Source organism: Corallococcus praedator (assembly GCF_003612125.1).
Classification (GTDB): Bacteria; Myxococcota; Myxococcia; order Myxococcales; family Myxococcaceae; genus Corallococcus; species Corallococcus praedator.
The window spans coordinates 1-10,229 of the sequence record NZ_RAWI01000340.1 but is presented as its reverse complement, the minus strand read 5'-3'; the positions used below and the strand labels follow the sequence as shown (position 1 = coordinate 10,229).

Annotated in this window: 7 protein-coding genes and 1 tRNA gene; 5 read left to right on the top strand and 3 right to left on the bottom strand. The window is 70.7% G+C overall.

The window, feature by feature from the left end; genetic code table 11:
- The 3 genes from D7Y13_RS31600 to D7Y13_RS31590 form a co-directional block, all read left to right on the top strand.
- A partial coding sequence (locus D7Y13_RS31600; protein WP_500683186.1) for an RsmB/NOP family class I SAM-dependent RNA methyltransferase occupies positions 1 to 492 on the top strand: 492 nt, incomplete at its 5' end.
- Positions 493 to 546: 54 nt separating this feature from the next.
- Positions 547 to 963 (top strand): hypothetical protein, encoded by a 417-nt coding sequence (locus D7Y13_RS31595; protein WP_120534794.1) that lies wholly within the window; start codon positions 547 to 549, stop codon positions 961 to 963.
- A 66-nt stretch (positions 964 to 1,029) separates the two neighbouring features.
- Positions 1,030 to 1,102: transfer RNA gene (locus D7Y13_RS31590), tRNA-Ala, on the top strand.
- Between the two features lie 112 nt (positions 1,103 to 1,214).
- On the opposite strand, the gene D7Y13_RS31585 is transcribed toward D7Y13_RS31590, so the two are convergent.
- Both D7Y13_RS31585 and D7Y13_RS31580 read right to left on the bottom strand, forming a co-directional pair.
- A complete protein-coding gene (locus D7Y13_RS31585; protein WP_167508796.1) occupies positions 1,215 to 5,045 on the bottom strand; it encodes an ATP-binding protein in 3,831 nt (1,276 codons plus the stop codon).
- A 183-nt stretch (positions 5,046 to 5,228) separates the two neighbouring features.
- Complete coding sequence (locus tag D7Y13_RS31580) at positions 5,229 to 6,149, bottom strand: class I fructose-bisphosphate aldolase (protein WP_120584365.1); 921 nt, start codon at positions 6,147 to 6,149, stop codon at positions 5,229 to 5,231.
- Between the two features lie 234 nt (positions 6,150 to 6,383).
- On the opposite strand from D7Y13_RS31580, the gene D7Y13_RS31575 reads away from it, so the two are divergent.
- Both D7Y13_RS31575 and D7Y13_RS31570 read left to right on the top strand, forming a co-directional pair.
- Positions 6,384 to 8,270, top strand: coding sequence for a TolC family protein (locus tag D7Y13_RS31575; RefSeq protein WP_199732823.1), 1,887 nt, complete (start codon positions 6,384 to 6,386; stop codon positions 8,268 to 8,270).
- 66 nt (positions 8,271 to 8,336) lie between these two features.
- Positions 8,337 to 8,972, top strand: coding sequence for an MlaC/ttg2D family ABC transporter substrate-binding protein (locus tag D7Y13_RS31570; RefSeq protein ID WP_120584364.1), 636 nt, complete (start codon positions 8,337 to 8,339; stop codon positions 8,970 to 8,972).
- Between the two features lie 68 nt (positions 8,973 to 9,040).
- Here D7Y13_RS31570 and D7Y13_RS31565 read toward each other — a convergent pair whose 3' ends face one another.
- Positions 9,041 to 10,225 (bottom strand): GNAT family N-acetyltransferase, encoded by a 1,185-nt coding sequence (locus D7Y13_RS31565; RefSeq protein WP_120630872.1) that lies wholly within the window; start codon positions 10,223 to 10,225, stop codon positions 9,041 to 9,043.
- Between the last annotated feature and the right edge of the window lie 4 nt (positions 10,226 to 10,229).

The window sequence follows — 10,229 nt, the reverse complement described above, 5'->3', positions numbered from 1 at the left end:
GGGCGGGTGCTCGCGGGAGACCGCTCCAAGCGGCGGCTGGCGGACGCGCGGGAGCGGGTGCGCGAGTTCAGCCTCAAGCAGGTGACGTTCCCGCACCCGGTGCCACTGGAGGCGGTGGACGTGGTGCTGGTGGACGCGCCGTGCAGCGGCACGGGTTCGCTGGCGCGCGAGCCGGATCAGAAGTGGAAGCTCACCGCCAAGGCCATCAAGGAGTTCCAGACCACCCAGTCCGCGCTGCTGGCGGAGGTGGCCGCGAAGGTGAAGCCCGGGGCGCGCATCGTCTACGCCACCTGCTCGGTGCTGCCGGAGGAGAACGACCGGGTGGTGGAGGGCTTCCTCGCGAAGCATCCGGACTTCGCGCTGGAGCCGGTGGGGGAGGGGTGGCCGCCGGAACTCCAGGTGGGTGTGGACGGGCCGTACCTGCGCGCCCTGCCGCCCCGCATCCCCGGTGGGGGCTTCTTCGCCGCGCGCCTCGTCCGCAAGCCGGGTTGACAGTCGGCGAGCCGCCACGTTACGCACGAACGACTTCTCCTGAGGGTGACAGCCGTGGCAGCAGACCCGAAGCAGTCCGAAGTGATGAAGCAGATCAACGAGGCCTTCCAGGCGGCCGAGTCCAAGCTCGCCAAGCTGCGTGAGGCCGTCGAGCGCAACACGGAGCTGGCGCGCGCCAACGGCAAGGCCGCGTTCCTCAAGGACAAGAAGGAGCAGACGCACCGGGAGTTCGGTGAGGCCGTCTGGCAGAGCATCCAGCAGGGCCGCCTGACGCTGCCCCCGGGCTTCGACCGGTTCCTCGCGGCCATCGCGGCCGCCGAGAAGGCGTCCGCGGATCACGCCGCGCAGCTCACGGATCTGCTCCGGGAAGGAGAAGAGGCCGCGGAGCGGTTGAAGGTGTCGAAGCCTCCGGTCGCGAAAAGTGTCGCGCGGCCTCAAACAGTTGTGGCAACTGGAACGAAGAAACGGTAGAAGTGCGCCGCCTTCGCAGGGCGGAACCGCTCCCCACAAGCGGTGTCAGCAGCACGCAGGAAAGAAGGGGCCATAGCTCAGCTGGGAGAGCGCCTGAATGGCATTCAGGAGGTCACCGGTTCGATCCCGGTTGGCTCCACTCTGAAATGGAAAAGGCCCGCGAGAGAAATCTCGCGGGCCTTTTGCTTTGCGGGCTCGTCCCCAGCTTCGGGCCGCGCATCGCCGGAACGGTGGCCCGCGCGAGGGGGTTGCTACAGCGCGTTCCCCACCTTGCCTGGAGGCACACCGGGCGCGTGACGGGGCAGCCGCACCGTGAAGGTGGTGCCGGCGTCGGCCGTGGACTCCACCCCCACGGTGCCGCCGTGGGCTTCCACCAACTGCTTCACGATGTAGAGCCCCAGCCCGATGCTCCGGCCGCTGTTGTCCCCGTCGCTGCTGGCGCGCTGGAGGGGTTGGAAGAGCCGCCCCAGCCGCTCGGGGGCGATGGGCGTCCCCTGGTTGTGGACGGACAGGGTCACGCTGTCGTCGTCGGCCCAGGTCGTGATGTCGACCGGGGTGTCCCGGGGGCTGTACTTGAGGGCGTTGGTCACCAGGTTCTGGGCCATCTGTCCCAGCCGGTCCGGATCCCACTCGCCGTGACCGTCGCCCGTGGTGCGCTTGTGGAGCTCCCGATCCGGGTGCGTCGCTTCAATCTCCTCCAGCACGCCATGGAGGACCGCATGCAGATCCGAGGGACGCCGCTGGATGCGGATGCCTCCCCCCAGGCGGGACTGGGTGAAGTCGAGCAGGTCGCGGATCATCCGGTGGGCCCGCTCCGCGGCGGTCTGGATCCGGCTCACGGCCTTGATGCTGCGCGCGTCCAACTCCTCGTGGCGCATCAGGCTGGCGGAGCCCAGGAGGATGGCGCTCACGGGGTTGCGAAGGTCATGGCTGACGATGCCGATGAGCTGTTGCTCGAAGTCCGCGCGCTGCTGCGTCTGCGCCTGGGCTTCGTGCAACTCGTGGATGTCCGTGGAGGTGCCCACCCACTTGAGCACCCGGCCCTCCGCGTCCTTCAGGGGCAGGGCGCGCACCAGGTTCCAGCGGTGCGTGCCGTCCCGGCCGAGCACCCGGTGCTCCTCCTGGTAGAGCGTCCGCTCCCGCTGGGCGGTCGCCCACGCTTCCCGGGCCTGGTCGCGCTGCTCGGGGTGGATGATGTCCAGGTAGCCGTCGCCCAGCAGCCCCGCCGCGGGCGTGCCGGTGTAGCGGGGCAGCACGTCGTTCACGTAGGTGATGTCGCCGTCGGGCCCGGCGGTGAAGACCGCCTCCGGCAGGGCCTCCGCGAGCGTGCGGAACTCCTCCTCGCTGCGGCGGAGCGTCTCCTCGGCGGACTTGCGCTCGGTGACGTCGTGCATCGCGCCCACCATGCGCAGGGCCCTGCCAGCGCCGTCACGCACCACCCAGCCCCGGTCCTCCACGAGGGCATACGTGCCGTCCTTGCGGCGGAACCGGTACTCGCTCCACCATTCGCTGCCGCCGGGCGCGTCGATGATGGCGTGGATGCTGTTCACGACGCGGTCCCGGTCATCCGGGTGGATGCACTCGCTCCACCAGGTGGATTCGGGCCGCACCGCGTCGCTCGCGTAGCCGAACAGCGTCTGCACGCCCTCGCTCCAGGTGATCTCACGGGTGCGCAGGTTCCAGTCCCAGATGGCGTCCTTCGTGGCCCGGGTGGCCAGCCGGTAGCGCGTGTCGGAGAGCTCGAGGGCCTGGAGCAGGTGCTCGCGCTGGACGCGGGCGCGCGCGCCCCTCACCGTTCCCTCCAGTCGCGCCACCAGCTCGCGGACGCCGAAGGGCTTCACGAGGTAGTCGTCCGCGCCGGCCTGGAGCCCCTCCACCTTCGCCTCCTCACCCGCCCGCGCCGACAGGAGGATGACCGGGACGTGGGCCGTGCGCGCGTCCGCCTTCAGCTCACGCAGCAGCCCGAAGCCGTCCAGCCCCGGCATCATCACGTCCGACACCACCACGTCCGGCGGCCGCTCCCGCGCCACGGCGAGCGCGGCCTGCCCGTCCGCCACGGCCTCCACCGTGAAGCGGCCTTCAAGCGACCGCAGCACATAGGTCCGCATGTCCACGCTGTCGTCCACCAGCAGGACGTGGCCCTCCGGGGCCCCGGAAGTGGAAGGGGCTTCCCGGGGCGGAGCGGAGGTCTCGCTTGAGGAGGACTCCGGGGAGGCGGGAAGCCACGACGACGCTTCCCGCACGAGCGCTTCCATCGTCGCGTTCCTGGGGATGCCCCGCGGACGGTCCCGGCGCAGGTCGAGCGGCAGGCGGGCCGTACCCGTGGGCAGCGACACCGTGAAGGTGCTGCCCCGGCCCTCCGTGCTCTCCACGCGGACCGTGCCTCCATGCAACGTCACCAGCTCCTGGACGAGGGCCAGTCCGATGCCGCTCCCCTCATGGCTGCGCCCCCGGAGCGCTTCCACCCGGTGGAAGCGCTCGAAGACGCGGGGCACCTCCGCCTGGGGGATGCCGGTGCCCGTGTCGCTGACGGACAGCTCCACCCGGTCGCCGCGCCACTTCAGCCGGACGGAGATCTCTCCCTCGAAGGTGAACTTGAAGGCATTGGAGACGAGGTTGAGGACGACCTTCTCCCAGAGCTCGCGGTCCACCCAGACGGGCTCGGGCAGGGGAGGGCAGTCCACCACCAGCCGCATCCCCGCCTTCGCGATCAGCGCGTCAAAGGCCGTCGCCAGTCCGGCGGTGAGCTCCGCCAGGTCGGTGGGTTCGAAGGAGGCCTGCATCCGGCCCGCCTCCAGCCGGCTGAAGTCGAGCAGGCTGTTGACCAGCCCGAGCAGCCGCTGGCCGTTGCGCCGCGCCAGCTCCAGCCGCTCCCGCTGCCGGGGCTCCAGCGGGTGCTCCGCGTCCGTGAGCACGTCCTCCAAGGGACCCAGCAGCAGGGTCAGCGGCGTGCGGAACTCATGACTGACGTTGGAGAAGAAGGCCGTCTTCGCCCGGTCCACTTCCATCAGCGCGTCGGCGCGCTGCCGGGCCTCTTCGAGGGTGCGGGCGCTGGCGATCGCGGAGCCCAGGCCGCTGGCCACCAGCTCCAGGAACGAGCGGTAGGACGCGTCCAGGGAGAGCCGGGGGGACAGTCCCAGGACGAGCAGGCCCGCCGCGCCGGATTCGCCGGAGCCGCCCATGGGCAGGACGAGCGCGGAGTCCGGCGGGGGCACGCCCTCGCGAAGGGGCAGGACGCCGAAGCGCTCCGCCAGTCCGCCCACGCGCTCGGCCTGCCCGGAGCGGCCCCCCTGGGGCAGCGGCCAGGGCGCGGGGGCTCCGGGGCGCGGGATCATCCGTGCGGGACCGGCGGGGCTGTCCGCCTCCAGGCCCATCCAGGCCTCGAGCGAGGCCCCGGCGCCCGCCTCGTCGAGCCGGTACAGCAGCGCGAAGGGGAGGTCCGCCGGGTTCGAGGCCAGGGCCTCCATGGCCCGGTCCCGCGCGTCGTGGACCCGGAGGCTCCCCGTGGTGCGCGTGGCCAGCTCCTGCAGCGTCCGGAGGCGGCGCGCGTCCAGCACCCGATGGGTGGTTTCGACCGCGGTGTCGAGCACGCCCCCGACGCCGCCCGTCTCGTCGCGGATGGGGCTGTACGAGAAGGTGAAGTAGCACTCCTCGGTGAAGCCCTGGCGCTCCAGGAAGAGGAGCTGATCCTCCGACAGGGTGGCGCGAGCGTCGATGCGCACCTGTTCGAGCATGGGGCCGATGATGGGCCAGATCTCCGTCCAGACCTCCCGCCCGGGTCGCCCCATCGCCTGCGGGTGCTTGCCGCCCAGCATGGGGCGGTACGCGTCGTTGTAGAGCTTCACGAGCCGCGGCCCCCAGAACACCAGCATGGGGAAGCGGGAATGGAGGCAGGTGCTCACCGAGGTGCGCAACGACTGCGGCCAATCCTTCACCGGGCCCAGCGGCGTCTTCGACCAGTCCATGGAGCGCATCAGGGCGCCCATGTCACCGCCCCCGGCGAGGACCTCGTGGACCGCACGCGCCTCGTCGCCCAGGGACGCCTCCCCGGGGCGCGGCTCCGGACTGTCAGGAGAGGGCATCCTGAGTCGGCGCATCATGGGTATATCCGTAATGGAGCCCCTGCCCGGGTGCCACGGAAGGAGGCCGGACGCGGGGCCGCCCACCCGCCAGGCGGACCTCCATCATGGCCATCGACCGGACAGGGGAGGGGGCGCCCCTCCCGGACCTCGCGGGGGAGGTCGGAAGGGGCGCGGATGCGACGACTACTTGCCGGCGAAGATGTTCATCACGTCCTTGAGCAGCTTCACGGACTCGCCGTGCGGACGCTGGAACGCGTTGCGGCCCATGATGGAGCCGAAGCCGCCACCCTGGTGGATCTGCTTGATGTCGTCGATGAGCGCCGACGTCTCCTTCGCCTCGCCGCCGGAGAAGATGACGATGCGCTTGCCGTTGAACGCGGAGCGCACGACTTCGCGCACGCGGTCCGACAGCGTCTTGGTGGGGATGTTGGCCTTCTCGAAGGCCTTCTTCGCCTCGGCCTGCTCCAGGAAGTCCGTGGGGGGCTTCACCTTGATGATGTGCGCACCCAGCTGCGCGCTGATCTGCGCCGCGTACGCCACCACGTCGATGGCCGTCTCGCCCTCCTTGGACAGGGCGCCGCGCGGGTAGGCCCACAGCACGGTGGGCAGGCCGTAGGACTTGGCCTCCGCGATGATGTCGCGCAGGTCCTCGTACTGCTCGTTGCGGGCGGCCGAGCCCGGGTAGATGGTGTAGCCCACCGCCGCGCAGCCCAGGCGCACCGCGTCCTTCACGGACGACGTCACCGCGGACATGGGCGCGGCCGTCTTGGCCAGCGAGTCGGAGTTGTTCACCTTGAGGATGAGGGGAATCTCACCGGCCAGCCTGCCGGCGACGGCCTCCAGGAAGCCCAGCGGCGCCGCGTACGCGTTGCAGCCCGACTCGATGGCCAGCTGCACGTGGTAGTCCGGATCATATCCGGCCGGGTTGGGACCGAAGGAGCGCGCGGGGCCGTGCTCGAAGCCCTGATCCACCGGGAGGATGACGAGCTTGCCGGTGCCCGCGAGCGTGCCGGTGTTCAGCAGCCGCGCCAGGTTCGTCAGCGTGCCGGGGTTGTCGGAGGGGTACCAGGACAGGATCTGCTTGACGCGGTCGGTGTATGCCATGGGGATTTCCTTGAAGGAAGGCGTCGAACTCGGCGCGGGATTCTGCGACCCCTCCGCGCGCCGACCAAGCACTGTCTGAAATGAATGTCGTCGATTGTCACGCGCGCTACGGGGCCTCCTCGCGCGGGCGGGACTGGGCGGAAGCAGACATCTGGCGCTGCGCGCCGGAGCACAGAAATGCTGCACCGGCGCGGGCTTCCGGATATGCCCGCCGCACACGAGGCGGACCACAGCATGGGCAGAGAAGTCGGCAGGGTCGTCGCAGTGGCAATGATGCTCACGGGCGGTGTTTCGGGCGCGCAGCTCTCCCCCACGACCGCTCCCTCGAACGCCCCGGGAACGGGGGCTCCGGGCACCGCGGCCCCCTCTCCCGGCAGCCTGTCACCCGCCACCATTCCCTCGCCGGGCGCCTCGGGAAGTCCGGGCACGCCGGGCATGCCCGGAACCTCCGGAACGGGGGCCTCCTCCGGCAACCCCGCCTCGGGCACCGGTTCGATGCTGCCACCCGGGCCAACGCCGCTGAACCCGGGGCAGGCGGCCGAGGCAGGCAACGCCGCCCAGCGGGCCACCAGCACCGCGCCGAAGACGTCCACGACGATGCAGGGCACGCCGGGCGCGGGTGCCCCGCCAGGCGCGGGTGTCCCCCCCACGACGGGTGCCCCGGGAACGGGTGTCCCGGGTGTCGGCACCACGCCAGGCGCGGGCGCCGGGGCCAACGCTCCGGGCGGTGTCGTCCCCGGGAACGGTCCGCCCGGAGACAGTACGTCCGCGACAGGGAAGGCGCCGGGAGCCGTCGCCGGCACGAAGCCGCCCAAGGGCCCCATCACCCTGGCCCAGCTGGTGGCGCTGGCGCGCACCCAGGACGCGCGCGTGGCGGAGGCGAGCGCGGAGCTGCGCAAGTTCCAGGCGCTGCACCAGCAGGCGAAGTGGGCCTGGTTCCCCCGGTTCGAGATCACCCTGGGCGCGGGCGGCCCCGTCCCCGAGGCGCGCAACGACGGCCTGGGCGGCCCGCCCACCACGGAGGCGTCGCTGGAGGGCGACTGGAACTTCGGCAAGGTGGGCGTGACGGTGTTCTCCACCGGCAACGCGGTGCTGCCGCTGTACACGTTCGGCAAGCTGACCGCCCTGGAGAAGGCGGGCGCGCAGGGCCCCATCGTCGGCGCGGCGTTGCGCGAGCGCGTGCGCGCGGAGGCCGGCTTCCAGGCCGCGCAGGCGTACTACGGCTATCAGCTGGCGCGCACCGGCCTGAAGCAGCTGGAGGACGTGGCCAAGCGCCTCAAGGACGCGGGCGACCGCATCGACGCGCTGCTCAAGGAGGACTCGGATCAGGTGTCGAAGCTGGACACGTACAAGGTGGGGTACTTCCGCCAGCTCGTGGAAGGGCAGCGCGCCAGCGCCCTGCAGGGGGAGCAGTTCGCGCTCACCGCCATCCGGCTGCTGGCCAGCGCCGCCCCGGAGGATCAAGTGGAGGTGGTGGAGGAGGAGCTGCCGCTGCGCGAGGACGTGAAGGTGCCCGACCTGGAGACCGCGCTGAAGGAAGCCAGCGAGCGCCGTCCGGAGCTCAAGGCCATCTCCGCCGGCATCGTCGCGCGCGAGCAGGAGGTCCTCATCCGCGAGCGCAGCTTCTACCCGGACCTGGGCCTCGCGGGCTTCTACGACCTGCGCTGGACGAGCAGTGCCACGCGCCAGCGCAGCCCTTTCGCGTACGATCCGTACAACGACCGCACCGTGGGCCTGGGCCTCGTGGTGCGCGGCACCTTCGACATCCCCATCAAGGACGCGCAGTTGGATCAGGCCCGCGCGGAGCTGGACAAGCTGCGCGCGCAGGAACAGACGCTCAAGGCCGGCATCCAGTTGGAAGTTACCCAGGTGCAGGGCCAGCTCGTCGCGGCCTACGCCCGGGCGAAGTCCTTCACGGAGGCGGAGAAGAACGCGAAGCGCTGGGCCACGGCCGCCTACGCGGCCTTCGATCTGGGCACCGGTGACACCCGCGAACTGGTGGACTCCTTCACCGCGCTGGCCCAGGCGTCGGCGGAGCGGGGCAAGAGCTGGTTCGATGTGCGCGTGGGGATGGCCTCCCTGGCGCGCGTGACGGGTGCCGTCCCGGCCTCGGATGAATAACCCTTCCAGGCCGCCAGTCTTCTAACGCGTCGTTTCACGCGTCCCTCAACCCGGAGCTTCATCAAAATGATTGCTTCCCTGCTTGCCGCCACGCTGCTTGCCGCCGCGCCCGTGACTCCGCTCAATGTCGTGAAGTCGGGCAACGCGGACGTCCAGAAGGCCGCCAACGCGCCGGGCGCCACCGTCCAGTCGCTCGCGTCCGTCGTGGAGAAGTTCGTCGACTTCGGGGAGCTGGCCAAGCGCGCCATGGGTGAGAAGGCCTGGGAGGGCCTCACCCCGGCTCAGCGCAAGGACTTCACCGACACCATGACGGGGCTGCTGCGCGCCTCGTACGCCCAGAAGGCCATCGGGCAGGCGAAGGCGGAGGTGGTCTACGGCAAGGAGAGCGTGCAGGCGAACGAGGCCACGGTCGACACGAAGCTCACCGTGAAGTCGGATCAGGTGCCCGTGGACTACAAGCTCTATCGGGCCTCGGCGAAGACGGACTGGCGCATCTACGACGTCATCACCGACGAGGTCTCCCTGGTGGAGACGTACAGCGGCCAGTTCCGGAAGATCCTCCAGACGAAGGGCTTCGACGGCCTGCTGACGACGCTCAAGTCCAAGCGCGCCCAGCTGGAGAAGCAAAACGCGGAGACGAGCGCGGCCTCGGTGAAGGACACCGCCGCCAGCACCACGGGCGCCGCCCCCCAGGCGAAGTAGCAGGGCAGGGCGCGTGTCCGCCCGGGCCAGCGTGCCCGGGCGGAAGCGTCCTCAGGGGGCCATGAAGCTCAGACGGGCCGCTGGAACACGCGGTACGTCTTGGAGCGCTGGCCGCCCATGGACTCGATGGCGCGGTTGACCAGGTGGTTGTCCTCCAGCGTCCAGGAGACCTCCCCACCCGTGTAGCCCAGCGCCTTCGCGGTGCGCAGCGTGTCCAGGTACAGGATGGCGTCCAGGCCGCGGCGCCGGTAGCCCTCCTTGATGCCCAGCGTGAGCAGGCGCAGCCGCTTGAGGCGGCGCGAGGCCAGCACCAGCTTCACCAGGCCAATGGGCAGGCCGAACGTGGTGAGGCGCCCGTTGGCGGCCTTGAAGGCCGGGTTGGCGTCCGGCAGCGTCATGGAGAAGGCGACGGGCTCCCCCTTCACCTCCGCGATGAGCACCAGCTCCGGGCGGACGATGGCCTTCATCTCCTTGGCCATGTGGTCGAACTCGCGCTCGGTGAACGGGATGAAGCCCCAGTTCTTCTCCCAGGCGGAGTTGTAGATCTCCTTGATGCGCGCGACCTCCGCGGGGAAGTCCTTCAGGTTCACGGGGCGCACGGTGATGCCCTCGCGCTGACGGATCTTCTCCGCGATGCGGGCCACCTTCGCCGGCGGCTCCGCGGACGAGGACAGCTCCCACGCCCACAGGTCCTTGGCCTTGGTGAAGCCGCACGTCTCCAGCAGCCCCAGGTAGTACGTGGGGTTGTACGGCATCATCAGCGCGGGGGGCGTGTCGAAGCCCTCCACGAGCAGGCCCCAGTCCTGGTTGGAGGAGAAGTTGGCCGGCCCCAGCACCCGGTCGATGCCGCGCGCCTTCAGCCACGCGCTGGCGGCGTCCAGGAGGCCCCGGGCGACGCCCGCGTCGTTCACGCACTCGAAGAGGCCGAAGAAGCCCTCCTTCGTGCCGTGGACCTCCATGTGGCGCGGGTTCTTGATGGCGGCCACGCGGCCCACCACCTCCGCGCCACGCCGCGCGAGGAACAGCTCCACCTCCGCGTAGTCGAAGAAGGGGTTCTTCTTCGGGTCCAGGAAGTCCTTGCGCTCCATCTCCAGCGGCGGGACCCAGTTCGGGTCGTCACGGTAGAGGCCGTACGGCAGCCGGATGAAGGCCATCCGGTCCGCGGCGCCGCGCACGGGCGTCACCTGGACGTCCGAGGGCATGGGGGGAAGGGTGGAGGAGGCGACGGCGTCGTGCTCGGAGGGGTGGGCCATGAGT